The following is a 20,035-nucleotide window of genomic DNA, read 5'->3' on the forward strand; positions in this document are numbered from 1 at the left end:
ATAGGAGAGGGCAAATGGGAGAGAAGCAAAGAAACATACATGTAAAGAAACAAATTGCATCGATTAATACTGATTATGTTCGCTCTATCGAACGCCAAGAAAATCGAAACAAAGCAAAAAAAGTTCGCTTAGCGAGACGATTAGTATTATTTACAATTTTATCTGTTGCATTAGTTGGATTATTAATATCTACCTTGCTGAGCAGCAAAAGTGCATATGAAGAAAAACAATTGCAAAAAGAGCAAGTGGCTCAAGAGTTGGAGCAAGTGAAGGAAGAGCAAGAAATTCTTAAAGTGCAAATTTCAAAGCTGAATGACGATGAGTACATTGGCAAACTATTAAGAAAGCAATATTTCCTTTCCGAAGAGGGTGAAATTATATTTACTTTACCAGGAAAAGAGGAAAAATAATTTAAAAAAATCAAAAGCGAAAGAGTAGTCTTATTGACACTCTTTTTTTGTTAGCTATAATGAAGGTAGGGATTTGTATGTAAAAACCATATAAATTCGAAAAAGAGTCGCTTAAATTTTAAGGAGGAGCATTTTTTTTATGTCAATTGAAGTAGGCAGCAAGGTAGAAGGTAAAGTAACAGGAATCACAAATTTCGGAGCATTCGTCGAACTACCAGGAGGCTCAACAGGTCTTGTTCACATTAGTGAAGTGGCAGACAATTATGTAAAAGATATTAATGAGCATCTGAAGGTTGGAGATGTTGTTGAAGTTAAGGTGATGAATGTTGAAGCGGATGGCAAAATCGGATTATCTATTCGAAAAGCAAAGCCTCAAGCGGAAAGACCAGAGAGACCCGAACGTCCTCAACGTCCACGTGGTGGCAATAATCGCCCAAATGATCGCGATCGTCCAATGAAAGAGAATTTTGAGCAAAAAATGACTAGATTCTTGAAGGATAGCGAAGATCGTTTGTCTACGTTAAAGCGCGCGACAGAATCTAAGCGCGGTGGCAGAGGCGCTAAAAGAGGATAATTTGCTGTCTGTTTTATAGGTAGAAAAAATGTCATATAGATAAAAAGGTGTTTGGCTTTGCTAACACCTTTTTTTTGTACACAAAATAATGCAAAAGAACATATTCTTAAGGTAAGGTATACTGATTTTTATTTTTAATAACGTATGTATTATTTTAGTTTTGATCTTTTAGGAGGTTTTTTGATGGATGCAATGGATGTACTAACGAACATAGAACATGTAAAAGCATATTATCAACCAATTTTTAGTGCGGACGAACATACTGTGGTTGCTTATGAGGTTTTAGGAAAGCTTGTAAATGGAGAAAAGCTTATCAACTTAAACACTTTTGCATATGATGAGGATATTCCAGTAGAATATCGATTAGAAGTCGAACATAAAATTCTTCGCCTAGCCCTCTCAGAGTTAACGGAAAAGGAAAAAGACTATGATATATACTTATCATGTAATGCAAATTTACTCATACTAGATTATGGGGAGAGTTACTTCGATATTATTAATGAATACGTCACTGAAGATTCACTTTCACGAATTGTACTAGTCCTGTCAGAGCATGATTATAAAGGTGATTTTAGCCAACTTAGTAATATACTCAGATATTATCGTACATACGGTATGAAAATAGCTATAAATCAAGTGGGTTCGGAAAGTCATATAGATTATATAAAGATGTTGTCACCAAATATATTAAAAGTAAATATAGAAAAACTGAGCTATGAGTCTTGGAGTGCACAAAATGACTTATTTACATCCCTAGGATCGCTGGCTCGTAAAATAGGAGCAAATATGTTATTTGAAGGAATCGATAGTGTGCACCAACTTCAATTTGCTTGGAAAAATGGAGGGCGATATTATCAGGGGAAGTATCTAGCAGATGCTCAAACAGATACAATTTCAAGAGATTTATTAAAAGATCATTTCAAAGAAAAGTGCCAGCAATTTATTACGACAGAAAAGCGGTTACTTGAAGAAAAATACAATGAATTGAAAAACCTGCAGAATATGTTAGAAAAAGCAGTGGAACATATAAATCCAATTAGCGACAATGTAGCGCAATTATTATTACTTGCAGAGAAGTTAGATGATTGTTCTTTCCGTATATATATTTGTGATGAAGATGGATTCCAACTTTCACCCAATATTATTCGTGTCAACAAAAAATGGGAGATCCAAGAAGATGCGATCCAGAAAAACTGGAGTTGGCGTCCTTATTTTTTAAAAACGATTATAAAAATGCGTAATGACCAAAGTGGTGAGTTTTCGGACATGTACAGCGATATTGTTACGGGGGAAATGATGCGTACATTTTCCATTCCTCTAAATAATAGTGAGTATTTGTTTATTGATATATCGTATGATTATTTGTTTACACATAATATATTTAGGTAGGGTATTTAAATATAAGGGGGTTATCCTGTGACGAAAGAAGAACTACTTAAAGCACATGTTGAATATATCAATTGGTTGGACTCTCTGACTACATTAGACGAAACGAGAGCAACTGCTCCTTATGCAGAAGGAAAGTGGTCACCAAATGAAATAATGATGCATCTTGGGGAATGGGATCGATTTACGGTTGAACAACGTTTGCCACATATGAAAGAAGGTGAAAAGCTTGAAAGGTTTCCAGACTTCGAAACATTTAACACAAAAGCCGCAGCCCTTGCTCATGAACAAACATTTAAAGAAACCATTTCTTATGCAAAAAAGCAACGACAACATATTATTGAAAAGCTTCAGCAAACGGATGAAGTAGAATGGGACAAAGCGTTTTACATTGGACAGAGTAAATCCACTATCCGTAGTTATTTTATGGGTTTTTTAGAGCATGACGAGCATCATAGGAAACAAATCTCCTCTATATAAATAATTTTCCGGACTGCTTAGTTTCTGTTATGAATCGCGTTCTTGCATGAACTTCGACAAATTGTTAATTTCCAAAACATATAAAAAGCAGTTCCTAAAAAATAGGAACTGCTTTTTATTAGATGACCCCTACGGGATTCGAACCCGTGTTACCGCCGTGAAAGGGCGGTGTCTTAACCGCTTGACCAAGGGGCCGTAAAATATGGCGGCCGAGGGGATCGAACCCCCGACCTCACGGGTATGAACCGTACGCTCTAGCCAGCTGAGCTAGGCCGCCGTTTTTAACGAACAAATTATATATTACAAGCGTTTTGCCAAAGTGTCAATGCTTCTTTAAGAGAATTTTAAAAAGATTAAAAGAAAGTTTGTTTTAAATATTTAAACTTTTTAGATTATTAGCTGATGTCGTCGAAAAGTTATTTAAAGTACATGTCAGAAACAGACATACTTTTTGAGGTGATACTAGGTATACTTCCATCAATAGTTGAATAGGGGGTATTCGCTTTGAAGACGGTTTATGAACAGGAACAAAAACGCAGTATATCGTTGAGAAGGATCACGGGGGGTTTGAAGGCCAAGAGGATTACGCTTTTATTTTCCGTAATTTTCCTACTGCTCTCATTTTTTCTAGCACAAGTTGTATTGTTCGAGGCCTCGGTTCCATTTTTCCTTCCTCTTTGGGCTCTAGTAAATCTAAGGTTTCAACGCTTTGTACCTTGGGCAGTTGCAGGAGCAATACTAGGTAGCTTTACCCTAGGGTTTGGACAAGTCATTATTCATGCAATACAGGCATTAATATTTCCGTTTTATCAAAATCGATTTATTAATAAAATTCCCTTACCAGTATTTGTACTGATAGATGTCGTATGTATACAGATAGCTTGGCAGTTTGTTTCGTATGGCGGAGAGATTCCAGTTTCTATTTGGCTAGCCATTGCATATGAAGGTGTATTAAGTTTGTTTATGACAATATTTTTGTTTCAGTTATTCCTGCCATTTCCAGACTTGTTGCATAAAAGGTGGACGGCAGAAAGAATGGGTGCTGCATTACTCATAGGAGCACTTGTGTTAACTGGAATGTCCTCGTATATATTTGGATATGTTTCGATTCCGCTTATGGCAGCACATCTAGTAATTGCGGTGTCAGCGGCTATTGGTGGTGTCCAACTTGCCACAGTGGTTGCAGTACTTTCTGGAACAATATTAAGTATTTCTAAACTTAGCTTTAGCGGAATGATTGCAGTCTACGCGGTAACGGGCTTCTTAGCGGGACTTCATAAGCCTTTTGGGAGACTGTGGCAAGCCTTTAGTATGCTAGGGGCCACGTTTTTCTTTATTTTATATGATCGTACATTGCCACTAGACTCTGTTTATATAGGATCCCTTGTTATTGCATCTCTATTGTTTTTCATTGTTCCTTCTACATGGATTAAGGAATTGAAGGATCAATTATATCCTGATACAACGAGTGTTCTGTTAAGAAGACAAAAGTGGATGACGGAAAAAGTAAATCATCAGCTCCAAGAGTTTCAGCATTTTGTCGATTTTATCACACGGTTTATATCGGAGAAATTTGATACGAAGGGGTTGAGAAAAGAAGAGAAAACAGAGCCGCTACCTATTTGTCGTTCGTGTTTTCAATACGAAAAGTGTTGGGGAGAGAAATCTAATGGAATGCCTGTATTGATAAAGGAGTGGGAGGAACAACCAAAAAAATCCAGAATGCAAACAGAAACTAGAATTCAGTATAAATGCGTAAAACCAATTCAAGTGATGCATGAGCTGAAGGAAAAAGAGGCTAAACAACAGCTCACATATGAATTACAACATGGAAAAAAGATGTTTGCACTCAAATTAAAAGATATGGGTAATCACATGAGTGAGCTGATGAGCAACTTAGAAAACAATATAACTATGTACTCCTCTCATGAAGAAGTGATTAAACAAAGATTCCAGCAAGCGAATATTCCTTTCTTTCAAATAGATGTTTTAAATGTAGAAATTGGACAAATGGAGATTGTTTGTTGTTTACCAATTGAAGCAAGAGCAAAAATGATAGGGGAACGTTTGATAGTTCCGCTTTTATATGAACTTTGGAATGAACCGTTTGAGATCACGGCAATGAAAGAAATCCATCATCCATATGAACATATTCAACTGACCTGTAAATCATCTGTTCGCTTTCAAATTACGCATGATGTATATACATCATCCAGTAAAAATACAATCTATTCGGGTGATGCGCACGCAGTGTTTCCATTACACCCAGGTTTGATGGCAGTTATCTTATCGGATGGAATGGGGAATGATGTGGAGGCACACCGAGAAAGTAGACGAGTTATGCAATTCATGAGGGAATGTTTAAATAAAAAAATGGATCCCGAAACAACGATGCATACACTCCATTACATGATGAGTCTCCAAAATGATAATGACAGCTATGCAACAGTAGATCTGGCGTTGATAGACTTACAAAAAGGGGAGTTGTGGTCTTGGAAGGCCGGCAGTATGTCGACATATCTCGTACGTGGGAATGAAATGAGAAAAATAGAAAGCAAACATGTGCCATTCGGATTCCTGCCGACCTTCTCGATTGAAGCGAGAAAAATGGACTTGAAAGACGGGGATGTATTGGTCATGTTATCAGACGGTGTATTCTCAGGTAACACAACTGTCGAAAAACAGGAGCAATATTATCAAAAAATATTACAGGACCCAACAATGAATGCAGAGCGTTTTGTGAAAATGTTAGAAGAAACATACTCACTACCAGGAGATGATCGAACCGTTATTTTCATGCAAGTAGAGCATGTAGTACCAGAATGGTCCCTCTTCACACCACGTCAAACAGCCAAATACCAAGAAAAAATGGTACACTAAAAGAAAAGCGGAAGGTGCCCGTTAGACTTTCACGAAATACTGAAGTTCTTGAAGAGTAAAAGGTATAGGCATTTGCAAGTAAATGTCCGCCGAGACTTGCGGGCGATTAGAATGATCAATAATTGAGGTGGAAAAATGCATCCTTTCATTATGAAAGTAAAAAAATATATAGATAAGCATCAGCTGATTCAAGGTGGGGATCGTCTTCTTCTAGCTTGTTCTGGAGGAGTGGACTCTGTTGCTGTGGTACTCACATTTCAAGAGCTTAAGAAATTATATAACGTACAGCTTGGGATTGTTCACACGGACCACCAGCTTCGCGGAGAAGAGTCGGCTGAAGATATGCATTTCGTAGAACAACTGGCCAATAGATTAGACGTACCTTTTTATGGAACTACACTTGAAGTACCTTCTAGAGTGGAGGCAGAGGGTGGAAATGTTCAGGTGATATGCCGTGAGGAACGGTACGCTTACTTTGATACTGTTATGAAACAAGAGCATTTTGAAAAGCTGGTATTCGGGCATCATGCAGATGATCAAATAGAAACAATAGTTATGTCATTAGTGAGAGGGTCTTTAGCTTCCTCTCTCACGGGCATACCGATAACAAGACCTTTTTCCAAGGGTAGCATCATTCGTCCATTCTTATGTGTAACGAAGGAAGAAATTTTGGATTTTGTTCTGTTTAAAGAGCAGTCCTTTAGACATGATCCAAGTAACGATAAACATACATATACAAGAAATCGTTTACGTCATACTGTGGTGCCTCTTCTACGCCAAGAAAATTTGCATGTGGCAGAGAGTATCCGGATGTTTGTAGAAAAACAACAACAAGATGATACCTTTTTACAGACGCTTGCTAAAGAAAAATTTGACCAGCTTGTTACAGTTAAAAGTGACTCAAGCTTTTGTTTGGATACAAAACAGTTTAGTAAAATTGCTGTTGCTTTACAAAGAAGAGTGATTCTAATACTATTAAAGTATCTGTATGATAGCTCCAATACGCTATTAAATAATCGTTTAATTGAATCTATTTTAACTGCTTGTAATGAGCAAGATGGTAATACGGTGATTCATTTGCCAAAAGATTTTTTCCTCATACGTCACTATAGTCAAGTTCAGTTTTCCTCTTATCCGCTACAAACTCTACCAATTCAAGGTCAAATAATTGATGAAGATTGTTGGAGGGCAGTTGGTGCTGGTTATTCTATATACCTGACTAGAAACTTAAACGAGCAGGTTCCTTCCGATGAAAAATGGTTTATCCAACTGGAAAATGATTCACTACCTCTTTCTATAAGACCGAAGATGGAAGGAGATCGGATACATTTAAAAGGGATGTCTACTCCGAAAAAAGTTTCGCGATTATTTATTGATGAAAAAGTTTCGACCGAGGAACGAGTGGTTTGGCCAATACTTGTATCGGCTAAAAATGATATAATGGCTGTAATAGGCCTTCGTTACGGGCAGCAATTTGAAAAGAAAAGAAATACGCAAAATTTTGTATTATACGTAAAGAGTTATTAACCCATAGGAGGATTAACCATGTTAGAAAAGGATATTTTAGAAGTCTTGTTATCTGAGGAACAAATCAATCAAAAAACGCGTGAATTGGGAGCCTTGTTAACGGAAGAGTACAAAGATCAGTACCCACTTGCAATTGGGATTTTAAAAGGTGCAATGCCTTTCATGTCCGATTTGATGAAACGTGTAGATACATACATTGAAATGGATTATATGGATGTATCAAGCTATGGAAATGCGACAGTTTCTTCTGGAGAAGTTAAAATCGTAAAAGATTTAAACACAAGTGTTGAAGGGCGAGATATTTTAATAATTGAGGATATCATCGATAGTGGGATGACATTAAGTTACTTAGTAGATCTTTTCAAATATCGTAAAGCAAAATCGATTAAGATCGTTACATTATTAGATAAACCAACTGGTAGAAAAGTAGACTTAAAAGCAGATTTTGTTGGCTTTGAAGTACCAGATGCATTTGTAGTTGGATACGGTTTAGATTATGCAGAAAAATATCGTAACTTACCGTATGTGGGTGTATTGAAGAAAGAAGTTTACAGTTTTTAGTTTTAAGCCTAGTTAGAAGGCTTTTCATTGTACGTCCAAAAATTCGTATGATAAGATAATCATTAGTTTTTCTGTTTACCTTGTGAGGAGGCTGGGAATGAATCGAGCATTGCGCTACGCCATATTATACTTATTAATATTTTTTGTAATCGTTGGGATTTTTGCTACATTCAATACGAGCAATACAACTACAAAAAATATTAAGTTTAACGACTTTATGACTGCTTTAGAAAAAGGAGAAGTAACAAGTGTTACGTTACAACCTGAATCGGGTGTCTATTACGCTGAAGGTGAAATGAAAGGCTATAAAAAAGGAGAGAAATATTTAGCGATTCTCCCTTATAATAGCGAAGATTTGCAAACGAAAATTTATACATTGGCAACATCCAATTCGGTAGACGTGGAATATAAAGAAACGCCTAAAACAAGTGGTTGGGTTCAATTCTTCACAGGATTATTGCCGTTCTTAATTATTATCATTTTATTCTTCTTCTTATTAAGCCAATCACAGGGCGGTGGTAACCGTGTGATGAACTTCGGTAAGAGTAAAGCGAAGTTGTACGATAATGACAAGAAAAAAGTTAGATTTAATGATGTTGCTGGTGCAGATGAAGAAAAAGCTGAACTAGTGGAAGTAGTAGATTTCTTAAAGGATCCGCGTAAATTCGTGGAAATTGGAGCTCGTATACCTAAAGGGATTCTATTAGTTGGTCCTCCGGGTACTGGTAAAACGTTGCTTGCTCGTGCAGTTGCGGGTGAATCTGGCGTGCCGTTCTTCTCTATAAGTGGTTCGGACTTCGTTGAAATGTTTGTCGGAGTAGGGGCTTCTCGTGTACGTGATTTATTTGAAAATGCGAAGAAAAATGCACCATGTATCATCTTTATAGATGAAATTGATGCAGTAGGTCGTCAACGTGGAGCTGGACTTGGTGGAGGTCACGATGAACGTGAGCAAACACTAAACCAATTACTTGTTGAAATGGATGGTTTCGGTGCAAACGAAGGTATTATTATCGTCGCTGCAACAAATAGACCAGACGTATTAGACCCAGCACTTCTTCGTCCAGGTCGTTTTGACCGTCAAATTACTGTAGGTCGTCCGGACGTTAAAGGTCGTGAAGCAGTACTTCAAGTACATGCTCGTAATAAGCCGCTTGATGAATCAGTTGACTTAAAAGCGATTGCACAACGCACACCAGGATTCTCTGGAGCAGACTTAGAAAACTTATTAAACGAGGCAGCTTTAGTTGCGGCTAGACGAGATAAGAAGAAAGTTGATATGCGAGATATTGATGAAGCTACTGACAGAGTTATTGCAGGTCCGGCTAAATCAGGAAAAGTTATCTCTGAAAAAGAACGAAATATTGTTGCTTTCCATGAAGCAGGACATGTGGTTGTTGGATTAACTTTAGACGATGCTGAAATCGTACATAAAGTAACAATCGTTCCGCGTGGTCAAGCAGGTGGTTACGCAGTAATGCTTCCTAAAGAAGATCGCTATTTCATGACAAAACCAGAATTACTAGATAAGATTTCTGGATTACTTGGTGGTCGTGTAGCAGAAGATATTATTTTCGGTGAAGTTTCTACCGGAGCTCATAATGACTTCCAACGCGCGACGGGCATTGCTAGAAAAATGGTTACAGAATATGGGATGAGTGACAAGCTTGGGCCAATGCAATTCGGTCAAGCACAAGGAGGCAATGTCTTCTTAGGTCGTGATTTTAACTCAGAACAAAACTATTCGGATGCAATTGCTTATGAAATTGACCAAGAAATGCAAACAATGATTAAAGATCAATATGCTCGTACGAAACAAATATTAACGGAAAAACGTGAATTATTAACATTAATCGCAAAAACGTTATTAGAGGTAGAAACACTAGATGCTGCTCAGATTAAGCATTTAGAAGAACATGGTACACTCCCTGATCGCTCCTATGAGGAGTTAGATCAAAAAGCAGCTATTGAGCTTAAAAAGGAAGAAGTATCGGATGCAGTAGGTGCTCCGGCTGATCCATCTATTAGTGACTTGCCCAAAGAAGAGGGTTCGCTAAGAGAAACAGAAAGCCCGGTTCAAGAAGAACGTAGAGATTAATAGATAAGAAAAAAAGCTGATTGCCTCCTTTACACTTGAGGCAATCAGCTTTTTTCTTCGCCTATATATATGGTATGATGTGTGGGAAACTCAAGAAAAAGTGAGGAAAAGCTAGATGATACTTGTCTTAGATACAGGAAATACTAATATTGTGTTAGGGGTTTACGAAAATGATAAGCTTATCCATCATTGGCGGATGGAGACTGATCGTTTAAAAACAGAAGATGAATATGGAATGCAGGTGAAGGCACTCTTTTCTCACGCTAACATCACTTTTGCTCAAATAGAGGGTATTATTATTTCTTCGGTAGTTCCACCTATCATGTTTTCATTAGAAGCGATGTGCAAAAAATACTTTGGCATCAAACCACTTGTGGTAGGCCCTGGAGTAAAAACTGGACTAAATATTAAGTATGAGAATCCACGCGAGGTTGGCGCAGATCGTATAGTAAATGCAGTAGCTGCCATTCATGAATATGGAAGTCCACTAATCATTGTAGATTTCGGAACTGCTACAACCTATTGCTTTGTCAATGAATGCGGAGAGTATATGGGTGGGGCGATTGCTCCAGGTATCGGTATCTCAACAGAAGCCCTTTTTAATAGAGCTAGTAAGCTTCCACGTATAGAGTTGACAAGACCTGAGAATGTCATTGGAAAAAATACGGTTTCCGCAATGCAAGCGGGAATAGTATACGGCTATGTGGGGCAAGTTGAGGGTATTGTGAATCGTATGAAAAAAGTATCAAAACAAAATCCAAAAGTAATTGCCACAGGTGGTATGGCTTCCTTAATCGGGGGCGAAACAACTATAATAGATGTTATTGATCCGTTCTTAACGTTGAAGGGTTTATATTTAATTTATCAACGAAATAATGATGAAAGAGGTAATAAATAAATGAGTGATTATTTAGTAAGAGCTTTAGCTTTTGAAGGAAGTGTACGTGCATTTGCAGCTCGTACAACTGATACGGTAGGGGAAGGACAAAGACGTCATGGGACTTGGCCGACTGCATCTGCTGCACTTGGTAGGTCGATGACTGCGGCACTTATGATGGGTGCTATGCTAAAAGGCGAAGATAAGATAACGGTAAAAGTAGAAGGCGATGGTCCAATTGGTCCAATGATTATTGACAGTAATGCAAAAGGGGAAGTGCGTGGCTATGTGACTAATCCTCAAACCCATTTTGATTTAAATGAGCATGGAAAATTAGATGTTCGTCGCGCAGTAGGAACTGAAGGCACGCTTACGATTGTAAAAGATTTGGGCATGAGAGACTTTTTTACTGGACAAGTGCCAATTGTTTCGGGTGAAATAGGCGAAGACTTCACCTATTATTTTGCTGTTTCTGAACAGGTTCCTTCTTCTGTTGGACTAGGAGTGCTTGTGAACCCAGACAACTCAATTCTGGCGGCAGGAGGGTTTATAATCCAACTAATGCCTGGAACAGATGATGAAACGATTACAGTGATTGAAGAACACTTGTCTAATATGGAGCCTGTTTCTAAACTAATCGAAAGAGGCTTGACACCGGAAGAAATCCTATTTGAAATTTTAGGTAAAGATAATGTGCAAATTTTAGATTCTGCTCCTGTTTCGTTTGAATGTAATTGCTCCAAAGAAAGATTTGGGAATACCATTATTACACTGGGTGAAAAAGAAATTCGTGAAATGATCGAAGAGGATGGGGGAGCAGAAGCACACTGTCATTTCTGTATGGAGAAATACCATTATTCAGTAGATGAATTGGAGTCATTTATCGATGAAATCAACGCGTGACTATGATAATGCCCCGTCTAAAAGACGTTTAAAAACTAAACCGGTACTAGTTGCTCTGAGTGTTCTGCTAGTAGGTAATTTGCTATGGTTCATCGCATGGTTAATACCGAATGATACTAATAAGAACAATGATTCAGAAGAAGTGGCTTCCGTAGCGGGCAAAGTTATCACGAAAGAACAATGGATGGCTTCTATGGAGTCGGTTTATGGAAAAGAAGTATTGTTAGATATGGTGAATGCAGAGGTTATGGAAGCGGCGGCTAAAGAATATAAGATTAAAGTAACAGATGCGGAAGTGGATTTAGAGCTCGCTTTAATCCGTTCTACACAAGAGGGTGCTTCCTTGCAAGCCTATGACGAAGAGGTTGTGCGTAAGGATGTTCGCTCTCGCTTAATCTTAGAAAAAGTATTAGCCAAAGATATTGTCATTGAAGATGATGCGATCAAAGAATTCTATGACAATAACAAAAATCTGTACAATACTTCCACCTCTTATCGAACAAGTGTCATTTATGTCAGTACGGATGCTGAAGCAAACGAAGTTGTGAAAGAGTTGGAAAATGGTTCGTCCTTTGAAGGGCTAGCCAGGGAACGATCTGCTGATGCAAGTTCAGCTAGTCTTGGTGGAGATATCGGATATGTATCAGAAGGAAATGAATCGGTGGATGAAGCTTTAGTTAGTGCAGTGAAGAATATCGATAAAGGTAAATGGAGTAACCCAATTGCTTTAGGTGATGGTAGATTTGCCGTGTTGATGGTGAAAAGTGTATTTGAAGGTCAATCCTTTTCATATGCTGATGTAAAAGGCCATATTCGTAGAGAACTTGCACTTGATCAGTTACCACAATCAGTTACCCAGGAAGCTTTTTGGAAAGAGTTTGATGCAGACTGGGTTTATAGTGAGTGATTAATATTAAAAGAGACCATCTTCAATTATAAAGATGGTCTTTTTTAACTTAGATTATCAGAACAATTTAATGTGTCATTTATTTTAAAGTAGCGTGTGTCACTTTATTCCTTCCGTTATCCTTCGAAAAATAGAGTGCTTTATCTGCCTGAGCTAAAATAGAGATTGTTGTTTCGTTAGGATTACTAGTAGTCGCTACCCCAATACTTACGGTAATCTTAGGTATCTCCCATTTGGCTGTTTGAATTGTACTTCTTAAAAGCTCTGCTTCATTTAAAGACTTTTCCTCATTTGTGAATGGCATAATTACAACGAATTCTTCTCCGCCGTATCGAGCGATAATATGTTCTTTTGGGAAAAATTCGGTTAAAATTTTTGCTAATCGGATTAATACTTTATCGCCAATAAGATGACCTTGTGTATCATTGACTGATTTAAAATGATCAATATCGAGTATTAAAAGCGAAAAGGGGCTATTGGTTTGTGTATATTGCAGTAAATATTCACGCAGTTTTTCAATGAAGAATCTGCGGTTTTTTAAACCAGTAAGTCCGTCAGTAGTGGAAAGTGTTTCGAGCTTATCATTCAATTTTAGTAATTCTGTTTGCTTTTGTTCTAGTTCAAGATGTAGTTGTTCCATTTTTGCCAAAGCGGCATCTTTCTCCCGATACGCTTCCTCTAATAATATTTTAGCGTTACGTATTTCCTGTTCATAATCTATTCGTTTACCCATATGTACAAAAATACAGTCTACCACTTCAGTTTGCTCGTAATATTTTCCATTAAATAGTACAGGAATATCTGTACCATTACTTCCTTTTAAGTTGAAATATATCTCATCAACATATCCATTTAACTGTATAAAAGGATAAAAGCATGAGTGGAACAATAATTTATTGGCAAGGGACATAATAGATTCAATATGATTGGAGATTAAATTGGCTCGTGTGTAGTTCCCCATCTCAAGGAATTTATCATTTACATCTAAAATTACTCCTTGTGGCGTCATGGAAAGGTAACCACACGGCAAACTTTCCCATCTCTTATCCATCAAATTACATCCTTTCAATTCAAATAATTTAAGCTAATAGAAAATCGTTCAAACAACTAATCGTTTCTTGAGGATGACTTAAGTGTGGGTAATGTCCTTTTGCCTCCATTAAATAAAGCGTACTATTCTTCATATGCTCGTGTAAATAGTTACCTACCACTAAAGGTACGATACTATCATCGCTACATTGCATTATTAACGTAGGTACACTAGCCTTACCTAAATCTGCACGATGATCGGATAGAAAGGTAGTTTCAGCGAATTGCCTAGTTATTAAAGGATTTGATCGCGTAAAGCTCTTTTCTAATTCTGTAGTGAGTGCAGGTACTTCAGGATTATTCATGCCAAGAGGCGCCATAAAGCTAGCCCAGCTAAGATAATTCATTTCCATCATAGTGAGTAATTCTAGTACATCGTTTTTTTCGAATCCACCATGATATGTGTCTCCATCATTAATATAACGAGGAGAAGGACCAATCATTATCAATTTATGAAAGTAGTCTGGACGTTCAATCGATGCAAGCATGCCAATCATGGAACTGACCGAATGTCCGACAAATATAACATCCTTAAGTTTAAGTGTTTTAATAATATCTAAAACATCTTGAGCATACCCATGAAGAGTACTATATTTTTTAAAATCATATGCTGTTAAATCTGAATTTCCTGAACCTACATGATCAAACAAAACTACTCGATAATTCTTTTCAAAAAATGGTACAACATATCTCCACATATTTTGATCACATCCAAAACCATGTGCAAATATGATAGTACTGTCGCCCTCACCTATAACTTTTACGTTATTCCTAACTAATACATTACTCATAAAAAAACTCCATTCTAATATCTATTATTATTTTGATATTTACTAAATATGAGTTAAAAATCTATGTGGAAATTCTCTGAATCAATAATCTTTTCAATTCATTAATCATACACGCTTTGCTTGTGGTTATCTATATATCAACCATTAATACTGGATGGAATTGTTTGACGAAATATTTAAAATAATTGAATGTAATTTTATTGACAATTCTTCTGTTTCATTGGTATGATTAAAAAATAAAACCTATTAAAAGAGTAGGAATTGGGAGTGGGAAAATGACGAAGTTAGCGCAATCTGTATTGGATTTAATCGGAAAAACACCAATCGTAAAATTAAACCGTGTAGGAAACCCTGAGGATGCAGAAGTATATGTTAAACTTGAATACTTTAATCCAGGTAGCAGCGTTAAAGATCGTATTGCACTTGCCATGATTCAAGCAGCTGAAAAAGAAGGTAAATTAACGGAAAATGGTACAATTATAGAACCTACAAGTGGAAATACAGGTATTGGTCTTGCAATGATAGCAGCAGCAAAAGGATATAACGCTGTATTAGTAATGCCGGATACTATGAGCTTAGAGCGCAGAAACTTACTTCGTGCATATGGAGCAGATCTTGTATTAACTCCTGGGGCTGACGGCATGAAAGGTGCTATTGCAAAAGCGGAGGAGCTTGCAAACGAAAACGGATGGTTTATGCCACAGCAATTTAACAACGAAGCGAATCCAGAAATCCACCGTTTAACAACAGGTCCAGAAATCGTGGAGGCATTCGATCAATTGGATGGATTTGTATCAGGTATTGGTACTGGTGGAACAATCACTGGAGCGGGTGGCGTGTTAAAAGAGAAATTCCCAGACATCCACATTGCAGCGGTAGAGCCAACAGATTCAAATATTTTATCCGGCGGTAAACCAGGTCCTCACAAAATTCAAGGTATTGGTGCAGGATTTATACCAAAAGTTCTAGATACAAAGCTCTATGACTCCATTATCCAAGTATCTAATGATGATGCATATGCAACTTCCCGTGAAGTAGCGAAATCAGAAGGTATTCTTGGAGGGGTTTCTGCGGGAGCAGCAATTTACGCGGCTCTTCAACTTGCTAAAGAACTCGGAAAAGGTAAAAAAGTATTAGCGATTATTCCAGATAACGGAGAACGCTACTTAAGCACACCTTTATACCAATTCGAAGATTAAACGTAAGCGAATAGAAAATACGAAGGAGGGAGCAGCCGGTGCTTCCTCCTTTTTGTAGAATAAAAAAGTATATAAAAAATAATAATAATACCGCTATGATTTGCGTTTCAGGTGGACGCTTTCCGTGGGCGAGGCCGAGCCTCCTCAGGCGGCACTATGCTTCTTCCTGAGAGGTCTCGACTTTCTCGCTTTTCCTACTGGAGTCGCCACCTTAAACTACAATCAATTAAGTGTGTAGTACTTCATTAAAAGATTTAGCATAGCTTATTGCTTAGATGATAAGATTGGTCAAATTTTAGAGAGTGATAAAATTATTTGTAATCGCTTTTGAGTTAGAAATGCTAATATCCAATGATAAATGAAGAAAATAGATTTCTTTTTTGCTAGTGGAAATACAGATAAATAGTAGGTATTCTCTATATAAAGAAGCCAAATATCACTAAAAATTCACGCAGTAATAATATAGACAGAATTCAGTCCAAAGCACTTCGGAAACATTGGAAACAGGTTTTGAACTTAAAGGACTGGGCGTCTTTTGCTTAGTTTTTTCTTATAGGACAGTCATGTTGAGCAAATTCCTCTTTTCTAGTAGCGAAAAGTAGTAGTTTCAAGTTAAGATGAAGTCAAATCGTTTTTAGGGGGATTTGAGAAAGTGAATATCAAACTGGAAACACATGCTTTTCATATGTCGAAAGAAGCTTTTTTCTATGCATATAAAGCCTTAACAAAAAAGGAACCGTATAATATATTTTTAGAGAGTGGCAGAGGTGGTCATTTATCTGTTGCAGCATGGAATCCAATAGCTGTGGCTAAATCCATCGAAAATGGCTTGCAAATTCATTGGAGAAGTGGAGAGCGAGAAGCTCGTGCAGGAGAAGCGCTAGAGGAGTTAGAAAAGCTTGTTTCTGAATATAAATTACCTTTTCAGCAGGATTTGCCAGACTTTCAAGGTGGAGCTATTGGTTTTATTAGCTATGATTATGCAAGAAAAATAGAAGTTTTACCGAATCTTGCAGAAGGTGATTTACATATACCGGATATCTATTTCCATATATATGATTGCTGGGCTGTATTAGATATAAAAACAGAAGTAGTCACGTTAATGAAGTTATCTACATGTGATATTGATTTAATGGAACTAGAGAAAGAATATGAAGAGGCAGCTAAAAGTGGGCTTGACTTAAGAATGTTCCAGCCTGCATCTGCAATGGAAGTAGCCGAAGATCCTGCTGAATTGCATGTGTCGGTAAGCTCAAGTGAATTTGAGGCGGCCGTACTGAAAGTTCAACAATATATAGCTGAGGGTGATGTCTTCCAGGTTAATTTATCTGTCAGACAATCAAAGCAATTGAAAGTAAGTCCGATAGCAATGTATGAGGCGCTGCGTGCATTCAATCCTTCTCCTTATATGGCATATATACAAGCGCCGGAATTTTCGGTTGTCTCTGGATCACCTGAGTTATTAGTAAAGAAAAAAGGAACTGAATTATCTACGAGACCAATTGCTGGGACAAGACCGCGTGGTAAAAATGATGCGGAAGATATGTTATTGGCAAATGAACTGATAGAAAACGAAAAAGAGCGTGCAGAGCATGTCATGCTTGTCGATTTAGAGCGAAATGACCTTGGTCGTGTTTCATCCTATGGAACAGTGGAAGTGGACGAGTTCATGGTTATTGAAAGGTACTCCCATGTGATGCATATCGTCTCTAATGTAAAAGGGACACTTCGATCTGGAACAACTAATACAGAGATCATCCGAGCAATGTTCCCTGGAGGTACGATTACTGGTGCGCCTAAAATTAGGACAATGGAAATAATTGAAGAGCTAGAGCCAGTTCGTAGAGGGTTATATACAGGGGCAATTGGTTGGTTAGGATTTTCGGGCGATTTAGAGTTTAATATTGTGATCCGCACCGCGTTTATTCAAAATGGGATGGCTCATATTCAAGCAGGGGCTGGCATCGTCATTGACTCGGTACCGAGTGCGGAATATGTGGAATCTTTAAACAAAGCAAAAGCAGTATGGCAGGCGAAGGCTATGGCAGAAGAAGGAGTGCACAAATGATATTAATGATTGATAACTATGATTCCTTTACGTACAATCTCGTTCAATATATTGGAGAGCTAGGAATCGAGGTGAAGGTTGTTCGCAATGACGAACTAACCATAGAGACTATTCAAGCGATACATCCTCAAGTCATCGTAGTATCGCCTGGTCCATGTACACCAAACGAAGCTGGTATTAGCTTAGAAGTAATCACACACTTTGCGGGAAAAATTCCTATTTTGGGAGTTTGTTTAGGTCATCAGGCTATTGGACAAGCATTTGGTGGAAAGGTTATCCGCGCTGATAGATTAATGCATGGGAAAGTCTCTCCAGTTTTCCATGACAGTAGAGGTGTAAATACCGATATGCCAAATCCTTTTCGGGCAACAAGATATCATTCCTTACTTGTGGAAAGAGAATCTTTACCCGATTGTTTGGAGATAACTGCTTGGACTGAAGAGGGAGAAATAATGGGGCTTCGCCATAAAAAGTATGCTGTAGAGGGCGTTCAATACCACCCTGAGTCGATTATGACGGAGGAAGGCAAAAAGATCATCCGTAATTTTGTTGAAACGTATAGTTTTATTGGCGGGGAGAGTAGATAAATGGATGCATGGAAGGATGGAAGGCTTTACCGGGCAGACGAATTAATGGTATCGGCATATGACCATGGTTTTTTATATGGACTTGGCTTTTTTGAAACGTTCCGAACATACAGTGGAAAGGTGTTTTTATGGGACGCTCACTGGAATCGTTTGTGTCAGGCACTTTCTGATTTTCGAATTGCAATGCCTTATGAAGAACATGAGCTATTATCTGCGATAGAAGCACTCACAGAAGCGAATAATATGGAGGATGGCTATTTTCGTTTGAATATTTCGGCTGGCATCCATGATGTTGGTCTGCAACCGTCGAGTTATAAGAAGCCAACTGTAATTTTATATCGGAAGGAATTATATATAGCGCCTAGAGGAACAGAGAAAAATGCTGTCTGGCTAGATACAGTCAGAAATACTCCAGAAAGTGGTATGCGCCATAAATCTCACCACTATGCCAATAACGTACATGCTAGATTCGAAGTAGAATCGCTAGCTTCTTATGAAGGTTTTTTCCTAACGGCGGAAGGATTTATAGCAGAAGGTATAACTTCGAATATCTTTTGGTCGATTAATGGGAAGGTGTATACTCCATCCTTGGAGACAGGTATTTTAGCAGGTACGACTCGTGAGTGGGTGATGAATTGTTCTTTATTTGATATAGAAGAGGGCTTCTTCAATATAGAAGTATTGGAAAAGGCGGATGAGGTATTTATTACAAATGCGGTACAGGAAATCACCCCCATTAAACAATTAGGGTCGATCCGGTTTTTGGGTAAAACCGGGCCTGTTTATAATACACTGCACGATGCCTATACAAATGCATACAGCAAGAAAGGATTGAATGATGAATTTACATAATAATAGCGGTAGATTTGAAGTGGGTGGAGTTATTTTAGACTTCCGCAAAGAAACGATAGTGATGGGCATATTAAATGTTACGCCAGATTCTTTTTCAGACGGCGGTAAATTTAATGAAATAGAAACAGCTGTTGCAAGAGCAAAACAAATGGTAGCGGATGGAGCGAAAATTATAGATGTGGGCGGTGAGTCTACTAGACCTGGTTATACGCTTATTTCGGATGAAGAGGAAATCTCTCGTGTTGTACCTGTCATTAAAGCGATAAGAGCAGAGGTAGATGCAGTAATCTCGATCGATACATATAAAGCAGGAGTTGCAAAGGCAGCGGTACTTGCTGGTGCTCATGTGATAAATGATATTTGGGGGGCGAAGAGAGACCCTGAAATAGCGAAGGTTGCCGCAGAGCATGGAGTTCCTATAATATTGATGCACAATAGAGATAACGAAGAGTATACAGATTTTTGGTCAGATGCAAAACAAGATTTAGAAGAAAGTATTCGAATAGCGAAAGAAGCAGGCGTTCCTAATGAGTGTATATGGCTAGATCCAGGTATTGGTTTTGCCAAATCAACCACTCAAAATATTTGGATGATGCAGCATTTGAATGACATAGTGGAGATGGGCTATCCTGTATTATTGGCAACATCTCGTAAACGATTAATCGGCAATGTCTTGAATCTTCCTGTCGATGAACGGATGGAAGGGACTGGAGCAACGGTTTGTTATGGTGTTCAGCATGGATGTCATATGGTACGTGTGCATGATGTAAAAGAAATGACGCGTATGACGAAAATGATGGATGTCTTGACCGGAAAAGTTGACTATGATGAAAGCGAGGAATGACC

The 20,035-nt window shown here is 37.9% G+C and carries 18 protein-coding genes and 2 tRNA genes; 16 read left to right on the forward strand and 4 right to left on the reverse strand.

Annotation, left to right across the window (positions count from 1 at the left end; all coding sequences use genetic code 11):
- Window positions 1-14 precede the first annotated feature (14 nt).
- The 4 genes from KD050_RS11215 to KD050_RS11230 all read left to right on the forward strand — a co-directional run bounded on the left by KD050_RS11215 (window position 15) and on the right by KD050_RS11230 (window position 2,850).
- On the forward strand, window positions 15-410 hold the full coding sequence (locus KD050_RS11215) for an FtsB family cell division protein (protein ID WP_211892468.1): 396 nt from the start codon (window positions 15-17) through the stop codon (window positions 408-410).
- Between the two features lie 139 nt (window positions 411-549).
- On the forward strand, window positions 550-984 hold the full coding sequence (locus KD050_RS11220; protein ID WP_093496479.1) for a S1 domain-containing RNA-binding protein: 435 nt from the start codon (window positions 550-552) through the stop codon (window positions 982-984).
- A 183-nt stretch (window positions 985-1,167) separates the two neighbouring features.
- Window positions 1,168-2,373: an EAL domain-containing protein gene (locus tag KD050_RS11225; protein ID WP_211892469.1), complete on the forward strand. Its 1,206-nt coding sequence runs from the start codon at window positions 1,168-1,170 to the stop codon at window positions 2,371-2,373.
- Window positions 2,374-2,400: 27 nt separating this feature from the next.
- On the forward strand, window positions 2,401-2,850 hold the full coding sequence (locus KD050_RS11230; RefSeq protein WP_211892470.1) for a DinB family protein: 450 nt from the start codon (window positions 2,401-2,403) through the stop codon (window positions 2,848-2,850).
- 123 nt (window positions 2,851-2,973) lie between these two features.
- Here the strand turns inward: KD050_RS11230 and KD050_RS11235 are convergent.
- Both KD050_RS11235 and KD050_RS11240 read right to left on the reverse strand, forming a co-directional pair.
- Window positions 2,974-3,045: transfer RNA gene (locus tag KD050_RS11235), tRNA-Glu, on the reverse strand.
- An 8-nt stretch (window positions 3,046-3,053) separates the two neighbouring features.
- Window positions 3,054-3,127 (reverse strand) — tRNA-Met (locus KD050_RS11240).
- Between the two features lie 227 nt (window positions 3,128-3,354).
- Between KD050_RS11240 and KD050_RS11245 the strand changes: the two genes are divergently transcribed.
- From KD050_RS11245 to KD050_RS11275, 7 genes are all read left to right on the forward strand, one after another.
- On the forward strand, window positions 3,355-5,730 hold the full coding sequence (locus tag KD050_RS11245) for a SpoIIE family protein phosphatase (protein WP_211892471.1): 2,376 nt from the start codon (window positions 3,355-3,357) through the stop codon (window positions 5,728-5,730).
- Between the two features lie 135 nt (window positions 5,731-5,865).
- Complete coding sequence (tilS, locus tag KD050_RS11250; RefSeq protein ID WP_211892472.1) at window positions 5,866-7,257, forward strand: tRNA lysidine(34) synthetase TilS; 1,392 nt, start codon at window positions 5,866-5,868, stop codon at window positions 7,255-7,257.
- Window positions 7,258-7,275: 18 nt separating this feature from the next.
- A complete protein-coding gene (gene hpt / locus KD050_RS11255; RefSeq protein WP_093538651.1) occupies window positions 7,276-7,818 on the forward strand; it encodes a hypoxanthine phosphoribosyltransferase in 543 nt (180 codons plus the stop codon).
- 97 nt (window positions 7,819-7,915) lie between these two features.
- Window positions 7,916-9,916, forward strand: coding sequence for an ATP-dependent zinc metalloprotease FtsH (gene ftsH / locus KD050_RS11260; protein ID WP_211892473.1), 2,001 nt, complete (start codon window positions 7,916-7,918; stop codon window positions 9,914-9,916).
- A gap of 115 nt (window positions 9,917-10,031) precedes the next feature.
- Window positions 10,032-10,814, forward strand: coding sequence for a type III pantothenate kinase (locus KD050_RS11265; RefSeq protein ID WP_211892474.1), 783 nt, complete (start codon window positions 10,032-10,034; stop codon window positions 10,812-10,814).
- On the forward strand, window positions 10,815-11,696 hold the full coding sequence (gene hslO, locus KD050_RS11270; protein ID WP_211892475.1) for an Hsp33 family molecular chaperone HslO: 882 nt from the start codon (window positions 10,815-10,817) through the stop codon (window positions 11,694-11,696). It begins immediately after the preceding gene.
- Window positions 11,680-12,603 carry a peptidyl-prolyl cis-trans isomerase gene (locus KD050_RS11275; protein WP_211892476.1) on the forward strand — a complete coding sequence of 308 codons (924 nt, stop codon included), beginning with the start codon at window positions 11,680-11,682 and terminating at the stop codon, window positions 12,601-12,603. The genes hslO and KD050_RS11275 overlap by 17 nt, the downstream gene beginning before the upstream one ends.
- Before the next feature lie 79 nt (window positions 12,604-12,682).
- On the opposite strand, the gene KD050_RS11280 is transcribed toward KD050_RS11275, so the two are convergent.
- Together KD050_RS11280 and KD050_RS11285 are read right to left on the reverse strand one after the other, a co-directional pair.
- Window positions 12,683-13,654 carry a sensor domain-containing diguanylate cyclase gene (locus KD050_RS11280; RefSeq protein WP_211892477.1) on the reverse strand — a complete coding sequence of 324 codons (972 nt, stop codon included), beginning with the start codon at window positions 13,652-13,654 and terminating at the stop codon, window positions 12,683-12,685.
- A 28-nt stretch (window positions 13,655-13,682) separates the two neighbouring features.
- Window positions 13,683-14,483, reverse strand: a complete 801-nt coding sequence (locus KD050_RS11285) for an alpha/beta fold hydrolase (RefSeq protein ID WP_211892478.1) — start codon at window positions 14,481-14,483, stop codon at window positions 13,683-13,685.
- A gap of 275 nt (window positions 14,484-14,758) precedes the next feature.
- Between KD050_RS11285 and cysK the strand changes: the two genes are divergently transcribed.
- The 5 genes from cysK (at window position 14,759) to folP (ending at window position 20,033) form a co-directional block, all read left to right on the forward strand.
- Window positions 14,759-15,682 (forward strand): cysteine synthase A, encoded by a 924-nt coding sequence (gene cysK / locus KD050_RS11290; RefSeq protein ID WP_211892479.1) that lies wholly within the window; start codon window positions 14,759-14,761, stop codon window positions 15,680-15,682.
- Window positions 15,683-16,367: 685 nt separating this feature from the next.
- Window positions 16,368-17,750, forward strand: coding sequence for an anthranilate synthase component I family protein (locus tag KD050_RS11295; RefSeq protein ID WP_211896275.1), 1,383 nt, complete (start codon window positions 16,368-16,370; stop codon window positions 17,748-17,750).
- On the forward strand, window positions 17,747-18,337 hold the full coding sequence (gene pabA, locus KD050_RS11300; protein ID WP_211892480.1) for an aminodeoxychorismate/anthranilate synthase component II: 591 nt from the start codon (window positions 17,747-17,749) through the stop codon (window positions 18,335-18,337). The genes KD050_RS11295 and pabA overlap by 4 nt, the downstream gene beginning before the upstream one ends.
- Window positions 18,338-19,189, forward strand: coding sequence for an aminodeoxychorismate lyase (gene pabC, locus KD050_RS11305; RefSeq protein WP_211892481.1), 852 nt, complete (start codon window positions 18,338-18,340; stop codon window positions 19,187-19,189).
- The gene (gene folP / locus KD050_RS11310; protein WP_211896276.1) at window positions 19,176-20,033 is read left to right on the forward strand and encodes a dihydropteroate synthase; all 858 of its coding nucleotides are present in this window, start codon (window positions 19,176-19,178) and stop codon (window positions 20,031-20,033) included. Before pabC ends, folP begins: the two co-directional genes overlap by 14 nt.
- The last annotated feature ends 2 nt before the right edge of the window (window positions 20,034-20,035 follow it).

Source organism: Psychrobacillus sp. INOP01, assembly GCF_018140925.1.
Lineage (GTDB): Bacteria > Bacillota > Bacilli > Bacillales_A > Planococcaceae > Psychrobacillus.